Annotated in this window: 17 protein-coding genes; 8 read left to right on the top strand and 9 right to left on the bottom strand. The window is 50.4% G+C overall.

All coding sequences use genetic code 11. The features are described from left to right. Positions 1-74: 74 nt before the first annotated feature. Positions 75-425, bottom strand: a complete 351-nt coding sequence (locus IPF95_04505; protein ID MBK6473956.1) for a single-stranded DNA-binding protein — start codon at positions 423-425, stop codon at positions 75-77. Positions 426-700: 275 nt separating this feature from the next. Here IPF95_04505 and IPF95_04500 point away from each other — a divergent pair, with 275 nt between their 5' ends. From IPF95_04500 to IPF95_04485, 4 genes are all read left to right on the top strand, one after another. Continuing rightward, complete coding sequence (locus IPF95_04500; GenBank protein MBK6473955.1) at positions 701-928, top strand: hypothetical protein; 228 nt, start codon at positions 701-703, stop codon at positions 926-928. 745 nt (positions 929-1,673) lie between these two features. Further along, the gene (locus IPF95_04495; GenBank protein ID MBK6473954.1) at positions 1,674-2,228 is read left to right on the top strand and encodes an RNA polymerase sigma factor; all 555 of its coding nucleotides are present in this window, start codon (positions 1,674-1,676) and stop codon (positions 2,226-2,228) included. Further along, positions 2,215-3,852: a hypothetical protein gene (locus IPF95_04490; GenBank protein ID MBK6473953.1), complete on the top strand. Its 1,638-nt coding sequence runs from the start codon at positions 2,215-2,217 to the stop codon at positions 3,850-3,852. The genes IPF95_04495 and IPF95_04490 overlap by 14 nt, the downstream gene beginning before the upstream one ends. Then, positions 3,818-4,954, top strand: a complete 1,137-nt coding sequence (locus tag IPF95_04485; protein MBK6473952.1) for a hypothetical protein — start codon at positions 3,818-3,820, stop codon at positions 4,952-4,954. The genes IPF95_04490 and IPF95_04485 overlap by 35 nt, the downstream gene beginning before the upstream one ends. On the opposite strand, the gene IPF95_04480 is transcribed toward IPF95_04485, so the two are convergent. Continuing rightward, positions 4,913-5,314 carry a single-stranded DNA-binding protein gene (locus IPF95_04480; GenBank protein MBK6473951.1) on the bottom strand — a complete coding sequence of 134 codons (402 nt, stop codon included), beginning with the start codon at positions 5,312-5,314 and terminating at the stop codon, positions 4,913-4,915. The two genes, IPF95_04485 and IPF95_04480, sit on opposite strands and share 42 nt — an antisense overlap. 346 nt (positions 5,315-5,660) lie before the next feature. Here IPF95_04480 and IPF95_04475 point away from each other — a divergent pair, with 346 nt between their 5' ends. After that, positions 5,661-6,500: a universal stress protein gene (locus IPF95_04475; protein ID MBK6473950.1), complete on the top strand. Its 840-nt coding sequence runs from the start codon at positions 5,661-5,663 to the stop codon at positions 6,498-6,500. 32 nt (positions 6,501-6,532) lie between these two features. Here IPF95_04475 and IPF95_04470 read toward each other — a convergent pair whose 3' ends face one another. Genes IPF95_04470 through IPF95_04460 form a run of 3 tightly spaced genes read right to left on the bottom strand, consistent with a single transcriptional unit; the run spans position 6,533 to position 9,765 of the window. After that, complete coding sequence (locus IPF95_04470) at positions 6,533-8,320, bottom strand: SpoIIE family protein phosphatase (protein ID MBK6473949.1); 1,788 nt, start codon at positions 8,318-8,320, stop codon at positions 6,533-6,535. A gap of 6 nt (positions 8,321-8,326) precedes the next feature. Next, complete coding sequence (locus IPF95_04465; GenBank protein ID MBK6473948.1) at positions 8,327-9,223, bottom strand: hypothetical protein; 897 nt, start codon at positions 9,221-9,223, stop codon at positions 8,327-8,329. Beyond that, positions 9,220-9,765 carry a YfiR family protein gene (locus IPF95_04460; GenBank protein ID MBK6473947.1) on the bottom strand — a complete coding sequence of 182 codons (546 nt, stop codon included), beginning with the start codon at positions 9,763-9,765 and terminating at the stop codon, positions 9,220-9,222. The genes IPF95_04465 and IPF95_04460 overlap by 4 nt, the downstream gene beginning before the upstream one ends. Between IPF95_04460 and IPF95_04455 the strand changes: the two genes are divergently transcribed. Further along, a complete protein-coding gene (locus IPF95_04455) occupies positions 9,764-11,290 on the top strand; it encodes a M20/M25/M40 family metallo-hydrolase (GenBank protein MBK6473946.1) in 1,527 nt (508 codons plus the stop codon). The genes IPF95_04460 and IPF95_04455 overlap by 2 nt on opposite strands. A gap of 253 nt (positions 11,291-11,543) precedes the next feature. Beyond that, complete coding sequence (locus IPF95_04450; GenBank protein ID MBK6473945.1) at positions 11,544-12,500, top strand: IS1634 family transposase; 957 nt, start codon at positions 11,544-11,546, stop codon at positions 12,498-12,500. A gap of 127 nt (positions 12,501-12,627) precedes the next feature. Here IPF95_04450 and IPF95_04445 read toward each other — a convergent pair whose 3' ends face one another. The 4 genes from IPF95_04445 to IPF95_04430 form a co-directional block, all read right to left on the bottom strand. Further along, positions 12,628-13,134, bottom strand: a complete 507-nt coding sequence (locus IPF95_04445) for a ferritin (protein MBK6473944.1) — start codon at positions 13,132-13,134, stop codon at positions 12,628-12,630. Positions 13,135-13,207: 73 nt separating this feature from the next. Next, entirely contained in the window at positions 13,208-13,771 is a 564-nt protein-coding gene (locus IPF95_04440) for an aminoacyl-tRNA hydrolase (protein MBK6473943.1), read from the bottom strand. 149 nt (positions 13,772-13,920) lie between these two features. Further along, a complete protein-coding gene (locus IPF95_04435; GenBank protein MBK6473942.1) occupies positions 13,921-14,547 on the bottom strand; it encodes a 50S ribosomal protein L25 in 627 nt (208 codons plus the stop codon). A gap of 11 nt (positions 14,548-14,558) precedes the next feature. After that, positions 14,559-15,515, bottom strand: coding sequence for a ribose-phosphate pyrophosphokinase (locus IPF95_04430; protein MBK6473941.1), 957 nt, complete (start codon positions 15,513-15,515; stop codon positions 14,559-14,561). A gap of 235 nt (positions 15,516-15,750) precedes the next feature. On the opposite strand from IPF95_04430, the gene rnr reads away from it, so the two are divergent. Then, the gene (gene rnr, locus IPF95_04425) at positions 15,751-17,952 is read left to right on the top strand and encodes a ribonuclease R (protein ID MBK6473940.1); all 2,202 of its coding nucleotides are present in this window, start codon (positions 15,751-15,753) and stop codon (positions 17,950-17,952) included. Positions 17,953-17,955: the final 3 nt, after the last annotated feature.

Genomic DNA, 17,955 nt, shown 5'->3' with positions numbered 1-17,955 from the left:
GCCGGAGGTTTATCAAGGAAAAACAAGAGCGGCCCCAGTTTCCTAGAGCCGTTCTCAAGAAGTTAGACTATGCCTTACGCCGCAACATCAGCACGTTGTGGCAGCAATTGAAAATCGCTCAATACCACTTCCGTGATGTAGCGCTTGCTCCCATCCTTGGTTTCATATGAGCGGTGTACCAAGCGGCCCTCCAATGCAACGGGTGAACCTTTACGTAGAATGCGGGCAACGGCATCCGCTGTGCTACCCCATGCAACGACAGTGTGCCATTGTGTATCGGTAACACGCTCACCCTGTGCATTGCGGTAGCTATCGTTCGTGGCAAGTGAGAGGCGAGCCACCTTACGACCTTCTGCTACTTCGCGTACTTCCGGGTCAAATCCAAGGTTGCCAATAAGGTGTACTCTGTTCTTTAGCGTGTTCATGGGAATTGGGTTTTAGTGTTTTGTTTTCGTTACACCGAGGGATTGTTCCCAACGGCGATGCAAACATTCACCGGTGCCCATTCCTTAGTCGGTTAATACCCGTATGTAGTCGTTCATAGCCGTTTGCTGTCGGTTGTTTGGCGGGAACGCCAATGGCTTCGGTGCCGTTTAATAAGCGGTCACTATTTTACTTAGATTTGATAGAGCATAAGGTTGCTCGCGAATAGGCATTTTGAATCATTGGGACCGAACTCAAAACCAAGAATAGCATGAAAATGGACGATCTTAAAAGCAAGCCCACTGGAAAGCTGAAGTCAATGATAACATCATTAAAAGTAGTTGCTGTTTTCTTGTTGGTGGCCGTAGCAGTTTTATTTTATCAGGGTAGTTATGCCATTGCATTTGCGGAGTTTGCAATCATTGCTGTGATGTTTATATCTATTAGTAGAATCAATAAAGAATTGAAATTAAGACAGGATGGTTCGGCAGATTTATTGAAGTAAATGCATGAATTATCCTCACTCAATAGCGACCTGCAGGATTGATGGGGTTTGCAAACACCACCTAGTTGTTTTTGCTCGTTCACAACCAAAGTAGAAATGCCGATGCATAGCAACGATTATATCCAAAGACCTCGCAAAGCGAATGCAACGCAAGCTTCTTCCACGGTTATGAGCCACAGCCCACAGGCTTGTGTTGTTATGCCGAATGAAAGAATAATTAATGGAGACTAGCGACCATTTCAAAAACGGGGCGAAACCGAAAAGCCAAACGAGTAGGTAAAAAGAATGGCAAACAATGAAGACGTATTCAATTATCACAGTATCAACGATGTGGTCAACAAACTCGTTGAAACAAAAAGTTGAGAAAACACTAAACGAGAAAACCATTGAAGGATATGAAGTTGTAACAGTTGCATTTGGACTAAATATATGGTGGATTCCAACAGCATTTATAACGCTTCGAAAATAGGAATAAATGGAATACAACCTCTTAATGTTAGCTAATCAAAAGTTGAGGTTTAATGCCCCAAAGTCAGGTTTCTGATAAGTGGAAGATTAGCTTTTCAATTCAAGTTTTGTGGTAATGATCTTGCCGTTAAGGCTGCGCCAATCCGTTTATACATCTTGGAGCACTCCATTAGCCACTGCGTTCCCGATCCCCGTATCTTAGCATAACCCTCCATAGGCAGCATTTGCACGAGCATCTGTGTCTAGGAGGTTGAAAGGCCATTCACTTTTGCCAGAATTGACCGAACCGGAACTGATCCAAGGTTGCTTGGACGGAGACCGTCGCTGCCAGGAAGACCTGTATGCGCGGTACTCACGGCGTATGTACGCAGTGTGCTTGCGCTATGCCCGTCATGAGCTGGAGGCGCAGGACCTTATGCAGGAAGGATTCATCCGGGTATTCGAAAAACTTAGCAGTTTCCGATTGCAGGGGTCGCTGGAGGGGTGGGTGCGCAGGATCATGGTACACACATCGATAAACCACTATCGCAAAAAAGCGTTCCAGAACGAGAAGTTCGGCCTGGAGCATTTGCCAGAGGGCCAAGTGGACTCATTGGCAGTGGATCGTCTGGGCGAACGGGAGCTCATGGCGCTGATAGCGGCCTTACCCGATGGATATCGACACGTTTTCAATCTCTACGCGATAGAGGGATACGATCATAAAGAGATCGCGGAAATGCTGGGATGTGGGGAGAGCACATCGCGCAGCCAATTAAGCAAGGCCCGGAAGTATCTCCAGGACCGAATAGAACAAAAAGAAAATTACACCCATGCGGGAAATGCATCCCATTGACGAACAATTCAAGGCGCTGTACGACGCAGAAGCCACGCCTCCGGAAGAGGTGCGTGCTGCGATCGGACACCGTTTAGGTTGGAACAAAAGCGTAGGAAACGGAGTTTCTTTCCCGTCCACGTTATTGTTGCTGGTAGGCGTGGCCGGATCGGCATTGGCCTGGTACCATTGGAGCGATACCACCACGAGCACACAGCAGGAATTTGCGGCCATTCAGGAACATCAGAAAGAGATCACTACTGAACCGGCGGCGTCCTACTCAGAAGCAACGACAGGTCAAGCTGCTGTTACTTCAGAACCAACAAGCCAAACAGAAGCAGGGGATATTGATCAGACCACCGTGGTATCTGAAGGTCAAAAGGACGGAATAACCACGTCGGTTCCGAAAGTTGATAAAGCAACGAAAGGCAACGCTCCGTCTCGACCGAACGCTGTTTCTACCAATAAGCAGAGCACCCTGCCAGCAACTACTGATCATAAGCAGAACACCGTGCTAGCAACTTCTGCTAAGCAAGGAGAGTCTGGTCCTGTTGCTCAGAAAAAGGAAGCTTCAGCTGTGGCCGCCAAGACAAAGGGTGTTGAAAGCGGAATTGATAAGTCGGAAGGTGTTGAAACGGGTTCATCTGATACCAAAGAAGAACAGTCAGGCAACACTGGAACAGTTGCCAAGAATTTCGATGATGAAAAAACAAGCAGTACAGCAGCAAAGACCGACGACCTTGATGAACCGGAATTCACTGTGGGGCATTCTGGGACAGAAGCCTGGATCGGTCCTGCTGTGAACATTGACCGATTGGATACGCGCTTTGCATTGATCGATATGGAAGCGACTGCAAAACAGCCGTTCACCGCAAAGCGTGTCGCCGATTACGTAGTTCCCCATGGAAATTATTGGGTAAGCATTTATGGAGGATTGAGTTCCGTCAAAGGCAAATGGTCGGGTGTGGATGCAGAGGCACTTGATCGATCGGAAGACTGGAAAAGCGGATGGCAAGCTGGCGCACTGGTGGGCCGGACATGGCGTTCCGGATTTGGGGTTGGCGTAGGTGCTGGCGTTGCGCGAATTCACAGCACGTTCTCGGATGAGCGTTCCTCTATTTCAGGTGAGGCCGCTGATCTAGATACCGCGTGGACCACATCAAACTATCCGGGGACAGAAATTCCGATCTCCACTTGGTTTATTGACACCACGTTCACGCCGATCTCTGGGCCTCAAATACGTAGAACGGCAAATAACCAGTACACGGCCATCCAGATCCCGCTTTCGCTTTGGTGGCACAAGGACATTAGGCGCTGGAAAGTAGGTGCAACGGCAGGTGTGATGGGCTGGATCCCCATGAAAAGACAAGGGTTGACATTGGCGCGACCTACATCGGATGCGGAACCTGCACCAACCACGCTTTCAAGTCCGGAAACCGAACCACGGTACGGAATTCAGTTACACGGAAATGCAGGTTTAAGCTTGGGCTTTATGCTTTGTGAGCAACTGACCCTCCTTGCCGAACCAATGATCAGTGCGCCGTTGTACAGAGGGAATGAAAATACGTCCATCTCGCTTTCACGGCCCACTATACAATTAAGGCTTCACTATGATATCCACTCACGCATACAACGTTCAAAATAAGAGCCTTACGGCTGTTCTGTCGCTGCTGCTGCTATGCGGCATGGTGAGCGCACAGCCGTATTGTGACATACTACTTCGACCTGCTTTTGATGTTTCCTTCAACGGCAATGTGATTACGTGCGTGAATCTTTCAACACCGCTTACTGCGGGAACTACAGAGCTGTGGAACTATGGTGATGCATCCGTTGCGGATAATTACGCCTACCATGAATACACCACTATTGGGGTTTACCCTGTATGCCTAACGCTGACCACGCAGGATGGCACATGCAGCTCCACGTACTGCAGAAATGTTGTGGTGCCAGAGAACGATTGTAATGGTTCTTGGGATTCGAACTTTTCCAGTACACAGACCAGTACCAACACATTGACCCTTACGGATATATCCACTTCAGGAACACCCGATTCTCGCCAATGGGGCTTTGGGGACCTTTCGGCGGTTTCCACTGATGAATCCCCATCGCATACGTGGTTACTTCCTGGTTCACACCTTGTACATCTTACACGTAGGCAGAACGAATGCGTAGTTACGGAAGCACATTGGGTTACCGTTGATGGCAACGCAAGTACGTGCGGTCAAGACCTGTTCGTGAATTTCACACATGAGGAGATGGGCGATCAAGTGGTTTTTCAATCCGAACTTTCTTCCTTGACGGCCATTCCCGTGATCGCGTTATGGAGCTACGGAGATGGTGAGTCGGATACCGCATTCGCGAGTGCGCATACGTATGCTGAGCCAGGTGAATATCAAGTTTGCCTATTTGTTGGCGCTGCCAATACAAGTTCATTCGACACGTGTTTTGCGTTTGTTTGCCGCACCATTACTGTGGGAACTTCCCTAGTAGGAATTGCAGAAACCGAAGAGCGCGAGTTCAAGGTGTGGCCCATTCCGTTCCAGAATGAACTGCACTTATCCGCACCTTGGATCTCAGGCAATTGCACGGCCAGTTTAACGGACGCAACGGGCAGGGAGATCCACCGTTCGCAACAACACGTTACGGAACGCATGGACCTCTACCTGCCCGATCTGCGCAGCGGTGCGTACATGCTAGAGGTTAATTCAGTCCTGGGAAGCAAGCGTACCCTTCTGATTCGTGATTGAGGCATCGTCATCCCAGCCTTTTCCTGTGGTGCTCGCCAACAAGTGGAATTCACTGAGCGCCACTTCGGTGCTGTAGCGTTTCTCACCTGACGCGGTTTCCCAGCTGCGGTGGACCAAGCGCCCCTCAATGACAAGGCCACTGCCCTTACGTGTCAATTCCGCCAAGCGCTCTGCTTGTTTGCCCCAAGCGGTTATCGGGTGCCATTGGGTGTTATCCTTCCACTCACCATCAGCTCCCTTATAGCGTTCATTCGTTGCCAAGTTGATGCGCACCATGTGTTGGCCTTTGCCCATCTCTTTTAGTTCAGGATCACTGCCTAGGTTGCCGATCAGCTGTACTTTATTCTTCATCGTTGCCATCATTCGTGGTTTGTTTTAAGACCGGGGGTTTGTTTTCCGATTCGACGGCAAAGCAGGGACCGCTGGATCCATCGATCCGGGCAGTATGCGTTTACAGGCGTTTACAACCGTTTGTTTTACATCTTTCGGCTTTCGGATCCCATTGCCGTCAGGTTCAACTTTCCATTACGGCATCAGCAAATTGACACTAGGATCCGCCTCGATCATTTCATGTGCGACGGCGATTTGTTCCATATGCACCCAGATCCGTTAAATTGCCGTTGGAGAACCAAAAGTCCTTTCAGCGTTTAACTTTGCCTACCGTATATCAGAAGAATATTTTCACGCAACTCCTATCGACCTGAACATGAGCCCCAAGAAGAACAAGATCCTAATACCAACCGATTTTACGCCTGTTTCTGATGTTGCGATGAACCATGCGCTGAATTTAGCCAAGCACAATGGTGCAGAAGTGTATTTGCTGCATGTTGTGGACAAGAAGGAAGAGGTTGAGGCAGCACGCGCAAAACTTGAAAAAGAGCAAGCAAAAGCAAAGGAAATGAACGGCGCGGTAACAACGCATAGGCTCGTTCGTGTTGGTTCTATTTACAAGGATATTGGCGATGCCGCGGCAGAGATCAATGCAAATCTGATCGTAATGGGAACGCACGGTATGCGTGGTGTACTCATGTTCACTGGCAGTCGGATCCTGCGGATCATCACTTCTTCAGAAGTTCCCTTCATCGTTGTACAGGACCGGTTGATCAAAGAAACCGGTTATGACTCGATCGTAGTACCGTTGGACCTACACAAAGAGACCCGTCAAAAGCTGACCATCGTGGCCGATATGGCCAGAACCTTCAATAGCAAAGTGCACTTGATCGTACCCAAGGAAGATGACGAATTCCTGCACAAGGAATTGGCGAATAACATCAAGTTCGCCACCCACTATTTGAATGAACGCGGCATTGAGCACGATGCTACCATTAGCGAAGAGGACAGCAATGATTTCGTTCGGGCCGTAGTAAAACATGCATTGGCCCTTGATGCGGATCTGATCACCATCATGAACCTTTCCAAGGGTAATATCTTCGGTGCACTTGGTCTACCTTACGAGCAGGAGATCCTAACGAACAAAGCACATATTCCGGTAATGTGCATGAATCCGCGCGAGACCGGAACCAATTCCGGTTGGTCATTCCAATAAGTTGGGGGAGTAGTTCTTGTGAGAACAAAGGCTTATGCCCGCATTCCGATCACGAGTATGTCATCCACTTGTTCGTGATTGCCGCGCCATCCCATGAAGGCGTCCTGCAATTGATCGCGCTGCAAATGCGTAGGCTCCTTGGCAATGCTCACCAGCAGCTCACGGAACCTGCGGTACAGGAATTTCTTACCCCTATCCCCTCCGAATTGATCGGCATAGCCATCTGAAAAGATGTAGACCATATCGCCTTCCATTAGCGAGATACGGTGATCGGTAAATTGGGTTCCCTCCAGATCATAACTACCGATCGCACTCTTATCCGGCGTGAACTGAAGCACCTCATTGTCACGCACCAAGTAAAGCGGGCAGTTGGCCCCGGCGTATTCAAGGATCCGCTTTTCGGGATCGAAGCTACAGAGCGCCATATCCATACCATCACGCACTACATATTCCTCCCGATCCTTGTGCAATGCTTCATAAGCAATGCGGTTCAGGTCGCGTAACATTTCCGATGGGCGGGCTCGGGCCTTGTCCTTTACCGCTTGATTCAATCCATTGTGGCCGATCAAGCTCATGAATGCCCCTGGAACCCCATGACCTGTGCAATCCACAGCAGCGAATACGACCCGATCAGCGACTTTTTCGAACCAATAGAAATCACCACTTACGATGTCCTTGGGCCTGTAATACACGAATGAATCCGGAAGAAGTTCCTTGATCCGTCTTTCTGGAGGAAGAATGGACTCCTGCAATCGTTTAGCATATTTAATGCTGTCCGTTACATTGGTGTAGAGTTCTTCTACTTTCTTGCTCTGCTTTTCGACCTCCTCCTTCTGACGCACTACTTCTTCGGTACGCTCCAACACCTTCATTTCCAGAACACGTTCACGTTGGCCGAGCTCATCGCGCATTTTCAACAAAGCATGGCCCAACATATCGTCCTCACTAAGAGGTACGAATGTGGCCTCAAAATCACCAGCGGCAACGGCATGGGAAAAATCAGTGGTCCGCTTAAGGCCATCGACCAAAGAGGTTAGTGCAGTACTCATGTCACCGATCTCGTCATTGGTGGTGCGCACCTTGGTCCCTGGGAATACACCCCTACCTAAACTAAGCAACACTGTTCGCAACCGCTGCACAGGAGTAACGATCCCGCGTATAATGATCACAGCGATCAGAACGCCTATGACCACCAGTGCAATCCCCATATAGAGCACATAGAATTTAAGCGAGTCGAAACTTCGGATCATACCACCACCGAGTTCCTTGCGCTTCCCTTCCTGCATTAACAATAATCCATCCAACTTATCCAGTACACGTTTTGCTTGTTGATCCAGTGGTCCACCCTCCTCTGCCATGTCATTGCGCTGCAGGTGAATGAATGGATCACTATAACTTTCCAACGAAGGCAATAGTTCCTTGATCTGATCATGCAAGCCGAATAAAGCGCTCATCTCTGTTGTGATCTGATTCATGGCGGCCACCTCATCCTTATCCCAACTGGCCATAAGCGTGTCAACACGATCCAGAAGCTGTGGAAGATCCTGTTCGGTGATCTTCAACAACGCGGTTTTCTCCGGCGCATCCGCACGGCTTTCCAGCAAGGCCCAATGCTTGATCAGCATTTGGGAATTCACCGTCATGTTCCGCAGGCGCACGAGCGCATCAACCGAGGGTGAATAGATCTGGTTGATCTGGTCATTAATAGTCCTGGATCGCCCTAGCGTACGATTAGTAAGCATCACTACGATCAATGCGAAGAAGATGAATATGCCGAAGCCCATTCCGATCTTCCTGCCAATGGTCATTCGCATGGACATCGGGCCTTAATCTTCGAATCCGTCAGGTGGCAGCTCTTCGAACAACCGCCGGAATCTATCGGCATCTGCTTGTTCCTGTAGGCTGTAATAGATCCCTTCCAAGCCCATCAACGTTTCCCGTCGCTTAGGGTTCAGATCATGTGCCTTCAGCATATATGGCAATGCCGCTTGAAAAAACTCCTTCGCTGCGACCTGGACTTCCAGGATCGTTGGAATTTCATCATCAGCCGTAATAGCGCGAATGTTGAATACCCCGCGATTGAAGTAAAGTGTGGCCAGATTATAGTTAGCGCCGTAATTCTCTGGATCAAGGGCCAATACGTCCATATAGGTATCTACTGCTTTCTGGAACCTGTCCAATTGATTGCGGTCCTTGATGAATTGCTTGGTGTAGACCGTGCCCAGCGCATTCTTGAATTCGATCTCGCGTGCCAACACAGGGGCCTTGGGGTCCATGCGCAATACAGCGCTGCGGTATTTGTCGAACAAGTTCGCGGCATTTTCCGCCTCAAGATCATTCAACGCACGGGCTGCATCATTGAAATACGTACGTGCCAAGAATTCATACGCCTGCTTGGCATTCTCCGTATAGGTACCAACGTTGTCCAAGGAAACACAAGTGAACAAGCTACCTATGGCCTCATCGCGCAGAACATCTGCTTCAGCCCCCACACCAGCATCCTTATAAATGTCCTTGTAAACAAAACCACGGAGCAACCAGGCTTCCGGGTTGGTTCCATGTCTTGGGCTATTAACTACATCATCCACCAAAGAACGAGCAGCGGGTAGATCACCGCTTTGGTATTTCTGCAACGCTTCTGCCAAGGAGTCCACCTGAGCATGAACGAACACCCCGCTCAAAAGCAGAAAGAGTGTTATGGTTATGCGTGCTACCCGGTTCATTCTTCTACACGTTGAGCCAAGTTCTTCAGGGTTGAGCCTACAACCAATCCGTGTTTGTGCGCATTGGCCATGCTAAGTTCATATTTCAGCAAGTTATCCACTTTCACAAAGTTGATCACTGCACCATCATCCAGAGCCCCGGCATATTCAGTGACCACCATCGTGGGCTTATTCGCCAAACGCTTATAGATATCAGACAACAAAGCGAGGTTATCCCTGCTTACAAAAAGGATGTGGCACCGTTCGATATCGGGTGAGTTCGGTAACTTCCTTACCTCAATGGGTTGCTTACCGATCGTGCGAGTAGAATATTGCTTGATCAGCTCCTGATAGAGATTATTGCCACCTATTACGCCAATGATGAAATTGCCATTGCGCATCTCCCCCTCTTTCCACTCTACTAACTTCGCGATATTGTACACATAGTTGGCCTGAAGGATGGCCGTCGTATCCTTGTCCGCATCCCGTTGCTGTTGTGGCACCGTAGCACACACCAGAAAAGGCAGAACCAGAATAATACGAATTATGCGACCCACTGTCATGAAGCGAACTGTAATCCCGGGGCACCTCTTTGCCATTCTCGTGCCGATCCGTTCCTACAAGCGGCAAAGTACCGTTGCCCATGGGTTGCGTTGGCTCTTGTTATGGACCATCTGTCAACATTCTGCTGTTGACTTGGCTGCTCAGAAAATGGACCTGAGCTATTTCGATCAAAAAGTTCAACAAGAAGCCCAGGGTTACCAATGGTTGAGTTGGAGTACAAGTGCCATCGGTCATCGCCTAACCGGCAGTCCACAGGGCGCATTGGCCGAACATACTGCTGATAGTCTTTTCCGCCTGTGCGGATTGGAAACGGTTTCGCTGTTCCCTTTCTCGGCACAAGCATGGGGCCGCGACCGCGTTTCCTTGGAAATGAACGATGGCGAGGGTGTATTGCACCTTTCTGCCGTATCACTGGCCAACACGCCGTTGGATGTGGCCATTGAAGCCCCAGTTGTGGATATCGGCAACGGCTTGGAAACGGATATCGAAGCAGTGAACGGAACACTCCAAGGCAAGATCGTACTTGTGAACCTAGGCTTGGTAAATGCGATAGAAGGTGCCAAGAACCTTCATCGAAGCGAAAAGGTGTCGTTGGCCATGCAACAAGGTGCAGCGGGCGTGATCTTTGTCAATCAAGTAGAAGGGCATATTCTACTCACCGGAACGGCTTCGATCGATGGCAACTTGATACCGATACCCGCCGCGTGTATTGCCACGGAAGACGGGATCCTGCTACGGGAACAACTCGCACTTGGCAAGACCTACACTGCGAAATTGTCCATGAAGAATACCAGCGCCATGGTAACGGCGAATAACGTGATCGCGGAGATCAAGGGCACATTACATCCAGAGGAGGTGATCATTGTGGGTGGTCATTTGGATTGCTGGGACCTGGCCACCGGTGCAACGGATAATGGTCTAGGGTCTTACTCCATACTCGATCTTGCGCGGGCAATGCAGTCAATGCCGTTCAAGCCGGAACGCACCGTTCGTTTCGTATTATTCATGGGAGAAGAGCAGGGTTTATTGGGTTCACGCGCCTTGGTAAAGCATTACCAAGAAACGGGGGAATTGGATAAGATCACGTGCATGATAAACCTGGACATGAGCGGTCACCCACAAGGATTTGGCGTAGCCGGGCCGGAAGGGTGGCACGCTGCGATCGCTGATCTTTTACCCGCCATGCATGCCATGGATAGCACAGCCTTCGAAGGAAGGGTAAGTGAAGAAGTGTGGTTGCACAGCGACCACCAACCCTTTCTCATGGCCGGTGTTCCGGTACTTTATCCCTTAAGCGACCTCGGAAAACACGTTTACGGCTGCTACCACAGCAGTTGCGATGATATCCATTTGGTGGATCCGCAAGCCATGGTGAACAACGTGCGCTTTACCGGTGCGCTGGTCTATGGATTGGCGGCAACAAAAGAGCTACCAGCCCATTTTACAAAAGACCAGCTACGCCAGCGCCTTATCGAAGCTGAGCTGGAAACACCGTTGCGGTTGGGTGGTGATTGGCCTTTTTGAGAACAAGCGAAAGGCAATGAGTGAATGGTGAACGGTAAGTATTGCCGCGCCATTCACCAAAGACCGTTCACCCTCTCCTGACTTCTGCCAAGCCGTTTTTCTGAAAAATGACATTGTGTAATGACGCGGGTTTCCGCTTGCTTTGTACTCGAATTGTCATACTAACGGGGTGTCTGCATCAATTCGAAAGACCAAAACCGGTTCCGGTGCCACTGCTGTTCAGGTGGTACGTTATGAACGACGTCGTGTTGTAGTGCTCAAACACATAGGCAGCGGACATCGCGCTGATGAAGTGGCAGCATTGGTCGATGGTGCGCGGCAATGGATTTGGCGTTCAACGCTACAGCAGCCGCTCTTTGTCACTGAGACACGACGTTCGTTGGCCTTGGCCACTACGCGTTACATAGGTATCTCACATGCATTTGCTTATGCTGTTCTACAAGGTAGCGCCAAACAATGCGGACTTGATACGTTAGAGGATGAACTGCTGTTGGACTTAGCCTATATGCGTTTGGTGGAACCGTCCTCGAAGCTGCGAGCTATGGAACTATTGGAACGGTATTTCACGCGGCGTTATTCCCAACGTTCCGTGTACCGGGCCTTACCCAAGCTGAACCGGCATAAAGAGACGTTGGAAACGCTTGCAATGACCTATGCTAAGAATGTGCTGGGCGCATCGATGGAACTGGTACTCTACGATGTCACCACGTTGTACTTCGAGAGTTTTAAGGCTGATGAGCTTCGCATTCCGGGTTTTTCCAAGGACGGTAAATCGCAACAGCCACAGATCGTTCTTGGCCTGTTGGTCACCAATACGGGGTTCCCGTTGGGTTATGAAGTATTCGCTGGAAACACCTTCGAGGGAAAGACCATTTTGCCCGTATTGCGGGCTTTTATGGCACGAGTAGATACGAAGGACCTTGTGGTGGTGGCAGATGCGGCCATGCTGTCGGAAAAGGTGCTTAATGAAATCCGTCAGGCGGGCATGTCTTACATCGTCGGCGCTCGCTTGGCCAATTCATCTCCCACGCTAATTCATCGGATCAGCCAGGAGCTGGGTCAGCTGGACAACGCTATCGTCCGGGTACCCTCAAAACATGGTGATATGGTATGCGCCTTCTCGGCCAAGCGCTTCAAAAAAGACCAAACCACCATGCAACAACAGCTTACCAAGGCCCAAGCCTTAGTTGCGCGGAAGAGTTCATTATGAGGTCGCCAATATCTGATGAAACCAAATTGATCATCAGTGATCTTGGCTTGTCATACTAATTGGCAGAAGTCAGGAATGGTGAACGGTAAGTATTGCCGCGCCATTCACCAAAGACCGTTCACCCTCTTTATTTCGTCGCTGATGCCGCAGGCATAGCCTCAAGATCGCGGTCAAAGAGGTACAGTCCGCCTTTGTCGCTACCGATCAGGTTCAACTTATCGATCAATGTGCGTGCTAAGGCTTCCTCTTCGATCTGCTCGCTGACGTACCACTGCATGAAGTTGTGTGTGGTATAGTCCTTCTCCTTCAAACAGAGATCTACAACACCGTTGATCTCGTTGGTAACCTTGGTCTCACTATCCAATAGCGCTTTGAAGATCTCCGTAATGGTCTTGAAGTTGGTACCGGGTTGTTTCAATGCCGGGATCACAGCCTTACCTCCGCGTTCGTTCACGAACTTCACGAGTTTCAGCATGTGCATGCGCTCCTCATCGCTGTGCTTGTACAAAAAGGCAGCGGTACCGCTTAGGCCTTGGTTCTCGGCCCATGATGCCATGGCTAAATAGGCCTGGCTGCTCATGGCTTCAATTGCAATTTGTCCGTTCAATGCACCTTCGATCTTTTTGCTTAGCATAATATGTTTGTTTAGTTGCGCAAATGTAACATGCGTGTTGGTGAACCCACGTCCACTCGTAATGCTATCCCTCTCAACGCTTATTGAACCCGTTCATGGCTTGATCGATCCCCAAAAGACCAAATTGTAAGATCGCTTTTCGCGCGAGTTCTATTCGCGCATCCAAGGTCTTGCGCTCTTCTGTGTCCCAAGGCCCTAGCACATATTCGCTTTGGCGGCCGCGCGCAAATTCACTACCTATTCCGAACCGCAAACGGGGATATTCATCAGAACCGAGCACTTCGATAATGCTCGCAAGGCCATTGTGCCCACCTGCACCACCACGTGGTTTTAAGCGAATTGCACCGAACGGAATTGCTAGGTCATCGGTAACGACCAAGAGGCGCTCTGGAGTGAGTTTCTCCTGATCCATCCAATAACGAACAGCTTTCCCGCTAAGGTTCATGAACGTTGCCGGTTTCAACAAGATGAACGTGCGGCCTTTATGACGGAACTCCGTTACATCACCATAGCGTGCTGAAGTAAAGGAGGCGTTGAATTCACTGGCTAGTGTATCCAACACTTGGAACCCGATATTGTGGCGCGTATCAGCGTATTCCTGGCCAGGATTACCCAGACCTATGATCAAGTACTTCACGTTAGTGTGATCTAATTCACTTCCTATTATCTCAAGCAGATGTGCAGACCGTGCGTACGTTCCAGCGCTCTTGCGGCCACAAAATAAGTTGGTCCAGCCTGTTGTAAGCTGGACCAACCCCAAATTTAAGAATCCACAAGGGTTTAGGACTACTTTGTATCTGCTGCCTTTGCCGGCGCTGCGGCTTTGGCGGGCGCTACAGCTCCAGGCGCTCCTGCAACAGGCTCTTCTTTCTTCTTAGGCACCTTGATGGACACAACCACATCATTCGGGCGTTCCATCACTGTTAGTCCTTTATACTTCAGGTCAGATACATGAACGGTCTCGTTGATGTCCATTTTGGCAACATCGAGATCCAGGTGCATCGGTAGGTCGGCTGGCAACCCTTTCACACGCAACTTGCGCATGGTCTGATTGAGCTTGCCACCATTACGAACACCGATCGGCTGGCCGCTAAGTCGCAAGCTCAATACCGCATTGGTCGGTTTATTCTCATCCAGTTCCACGAAATCCACGTGCAACACGCGATCTGTAAGGGGATGGAATTGTTTCTCTTGGATCAGCGCAAGGGTCTTTTTCCCATCAACATCCAACTCAACACCGTTAAGTTCCGGTGTGAAGACCAGCTTGTTCAAAGCGGATTCATCAACACTGAAGTGAAAATTTTCTTTGCCTCCGTAGAGAACGCAGGGCACGCGTTTCTCACGACGCAGTTGCGCGGCATACTTGGTGCCGATTTCTTTGCGGGCCGTGCCGCTGAGTGCTACTTTGTTCATTGGGTTAGTGGTTATGCGATGATGAAGTGGCTGCTGATGCTCTCATGTGTGCTAACGCGTTTGATCACATCAGCAAAAAGTGGAGCAACAGAAACTTGTTTGATCTTAGTGGACTTTTCCGCCTTCTCTTTATTCAGCGGAATAGTATCTGAAACGATAAGTTCGGTGATGGCGCTTTCCTCGATACGTTCATAGGCATCGCCGCTCAAAACCGGATGGGTACACACCGCACGAACGCTGTTCGCACCTTCGGCGATCATCATATCGGCTGCTTTGGTAAGGGTACCAGCGGTATCCACCATATCATCCACCAATACCACGTCCTTGCCGGAAACGTCACCGATCACGGTCATACTATCGACCTTGTTGGCTACTTTCCGTTGCTTATAGCAAATGGCCATATCGCAGCCCAGGTGCTTAGCATACGCATTGGCGCGTTTGGTACCTCCCGTATCGGGCGCAGCCATGATCAGGTCTTTAAGGCCCATCTCCTTGATGTACGGAAGGAATAAGGTGCTAGCGAACAGATGATCCACCGGCACTTCAAAGAATCCTTGGATCTGATCGGCGTGCAGGTCCATGGTCATGATGCGATCAACGCCTGCGGCAGTAAGCATATTGGCCACCAGTTTAGCGCCGATGCTCACACGTGGCTTGTCTTTCCGGTCCTGGCGGGCAAAGCCGAAGTAAGGTAACACGGCCACGATCCTCTTGGCACTGGCGCGGCGCGCGGCATCAACCATCAACAACAACTCAAAGAGGTTATCGCTGGGTGGAAACGTGCTTTGTATGATAAAGACCAGTTCACCGCGTACGGTTTCTTCAAAGCTGGGCTGGAATTCGCCATCGCTGAAGCGGCTTACAGCAACCTCTCCCAATCGCTCGCCACTAGCGGCGGCGATCTTCTCAGAGAGGTACCGGGTGGCGGTACCACTGAAGATCTTGGAGCTTTCCTGTACGGCGGGCATTGGTGTTCCTATGGTCTTTTTCAGCCACAAGGGCGGAAAAGGGCTGCAAATGTAGTGATCTTCCGCAGGTTATCAACGATCGTTAGTGAAGGTTATTGATCAGGCCACCCCGGAGGCTATCAACCTTAAGGCGCTTACCTTGCAGCCGTTACGGATAATGGTATCCACTAACTAAGCCCATCCATTCCCTTTGAGCAAACGATCCTATTCCGCTGGCACCCTGATAAACGACGTACTGGCAGCCGTACGAAAAGCAGGCCGGGCGGGCATTACAAGCCAGCAAATAGCCCTTCAACTTGGTTACAAGGACAAGGATCAACGGTATTTGATCTTTGATGCGCTTGATCTGTTATTGGACGAAGGACGCATTGAGCCGGGTAAAAAAGGGCGATATGTTTCGACCGGAGAAAATAGCACTGACAGCGTGGAAGGGATCATTGACATAATTACCAGCGGAGCGGGCTACGTTCGCCTTGGGCTGGGCAAGGACGACATCTATGTGAGCGAGCACAATGTGGGCACGGCAATGCACGGCGACAAGGTGCTCATTAAGATCTCCGGCGGACGAGGCAACCGCATTGAGGGCAAGGTGCTTAAGGTATTGGAGCGACGACGTATCGAATACGTAGGAACCGTTCACCAAAAGGATGGACGCGCGATCCTGGTTGCCGATGACCAGAAGATCCGCAAACCCTTCTTTATTCCACCTCAGGACCTCAATGGCGCCAAGACCGGGGAGAAGGTGATCATTGAGCTGGGCGAATGGAAGGATAGCCGGGATGTGCCGCGGGGCAAAGTGCTGAGGATTCTTGGCAAGGCCGGTGAGCATAATGTGGAAATGCACGCCATACTCGCGGAGTTCGGCCTGCCATTGGAATTTCCAGATGCCGTCCTTGAGGCCAGTGCAGCCATCCCGGATGGTGTTACTCCAGAGGAGATCGCCAAACGCAGGGATATGCGCAAAGTACCCACACTGACCATCGACCCGGATGATGCAAAGGATCTGGATGATGCGTTAAGCGTTAAGAAACTGGGCAACGGCAATTGGGAGATCGGCGTACACATTGCGGATGTAAGCCATTACGTGCGGCCGAACACCATCGTTGACACCGAGGCCGCTACCCGCGCCACGAGCGTGTATTTAGTGGATCGCGTAGTGCCCATGCTACCTGAAAAACTCAGTAACGACCTGTGCTCCTTGAACCCGCATACGGACAAGCTCAGCTTCAGCGCGATATTCGAGATCAACGATGCAGCCGAGCTAAAGAACGAATGGTTCGGGCGCACGGTAATGCGTTCTCACCGCCGATTCGCGTATGCGGATGCACAAGCGGTGATCGATGGCAAAGGCGAAGGCGAATACCAAAGCGAAGTCCTTACCCTACACAAGTTGGCCCAGATCATGCGCAAAGCACGGGTGGCAAATGGTGCCTTGGAGATCGGCGGGAATGAAGTAAAATTCAAGCTGGACGAAAAAGGAAAGCCCTTGGGCGTTTATGAAAAGGTGATGGGCCCCGCGAACTGGTTGATCGAAGAGTTCATGTTGCTCGCGAACAAACGCGTTGCGGCATCGATCGGAAAGCCGAAGCACGGCAAACCAATGCCTTTCGTCTATCGCATACACGATCTACCCGATCCTGAAAAAGTGGATCAACTACGGGCGTTGGCAAAAAGCTTTGGACACGATATGCGCCAAGCCAAGGGCGAAGGCATTGCGCACGCGATCAACCAATTGTTGCACGATGTGACCGGAACTGAAGAAGAGAACATCATTAAGCAAGTGGCCATCCGCAGCATGAGCAAGGCCATTTATAGCACGGAGAATGTAGGGCATTATGGTCTAGCGTTCGAGTTCTATACGCACTTCACCAGCCCGATCCGCCGCTATCCGGACCTGTTGGTACACCGCGCCATTGCGCACTACCTGGAGAGCAATAAACCGTTGGACCAGGACGCCTTGGAACTTGCTTGCGCGCACAGTTCGCGCATGGAAAAGCAAGCCAGCGATGCGGAGCGCGCCAGTATAAAATACAAGCAAGCCGAGTTCTTGTTGGAGCGCCTTGGGCAGACCTTCGATGGTATCATCAGTGGCCTTACCTCGTGGGGGATCTACGTGGAACTGAAGGACAATAAATGCGAAGGGTTGATCGGTCTCGGCAACCTGTCCGGTGATACGTTCCGCTTCGACCAAGAGAAGTATGCGGTAGTGGGACAACGCACCGGACGCAAATTCAGCTTAGGCGATGAGTTGAGTGTAACCGTTGCCGCCGTGAATATGGAACGCCGGACAGTGGATATGACCCTGGCCGGTGAACCACTGATGGTCACCAGCAGCGGAAAGTTCGAGCGCCGTAACGGCAAGCCGAAGAAAAAGGGCGGCCCAAAGACCACAACGCCGAAGCACAAGAAGAAGCAGAAAAAGGGGAAGCGGCGTTGACCG

Source organism: Flavobacteriales bacterium, assembly GCA_016704485.1.
Taxonomy (GTDB): domain Bacteria; phylum Bacteroidota; class Bacteroidia; order Flavobacteriales_F; family PHOS-HE28; genus PHOS-HE28.
The sequence above is the reverse complement of the archived record's forward strand: the minus strand, read 5'-3'. Positions and strand labels throughout refer to the sequence as shown.

Coding starts and splice junctions, on each gene's coding strand:
- IPF95_04505 (MBK6473956.1), bottom strand. CDS start 425: ATGAACACGCTAAAGAACAGAGTACACCTTATTGGCAACCTTGGATTT.
- IPF95_04490 (MBK6473953.1), top strand. CDS start 2,215: ATGCATCCCATTGACGAACAATTCAAGGCGCTGTACGACGCAGAAGCC.
- IPF95_04430 (MBK6473941.1), bottom strand. CDS start 15,515: ATGCCCGCCGTACAGGAAAGCTCCAAGATCTTCAGTGGTACCGCCACC.
- IPF95_04475 (MBK6473950.1), top strand. CDS start 5,661: ATGAGCCCCAAGAAGAACAAGATCCTAATACCAACCGATTTTACGCCT.
- IPF95_04465 (MBK6473948.1), bottom strand. CDS start 9,223: ATGAACCGGGTAGCACGCATAACCATAACACTCTTTCTGCTTTTGAGC.
- IPF95_04485 (MBK6473952.1), top strand. CDS start 3,818: ATGATATCCACTCACGCATACAACGTTCAAAATAAGAGCCTTACGGCT.
- IPF95_04470 (MBK6473949.1), bottom strand. CDS start 8,320: ATGTCCATGCGAATGACCATTGGCAGGAAGATCGGAATGGGCTTCGGC.
- IPF95_04455 (MBK6473946.1), top strand. CDS start 9,764: ATGAAGCGAACTGTAATCCCGGGGCACCTCTTTGCCATTCTCGTGCCG.
- IPF95_04460 (MBK6473947.1), bottom strand. CDS start 9,765: ATGACAGTGGGTCGCATAATTCGTATTATTCTGGTTCTGCCTTTTCTG.
- IPF95_04445 (MBK6473944.1), bottom strand. CDS start 13,134: ATGCTAAGCAAAAAGATCGAAGGTGCATTGAACGGACAAATTGCAATT.
- IPF95_04435 (MBK6473942.1), bottom strand. CDS start 14,547: ATGAACAAAGTAGCACTCAGCGGCACGGCCCGCAAAGAAATCGGCACC.
- IPF95_04480 (MBK6473951.1), bottom strand. CDS start 5,314: ATGGCAACGATGAAGAATAAAGTACAGCTGATCGGCAACCTAGGCAGT.
- IPF95_04500 (MBK6473955.1), top strand. CDS start 701: ATGGACGATCTTAAAAGCAAGCCCACTGGAAAGCTGAAGTCAATGATA.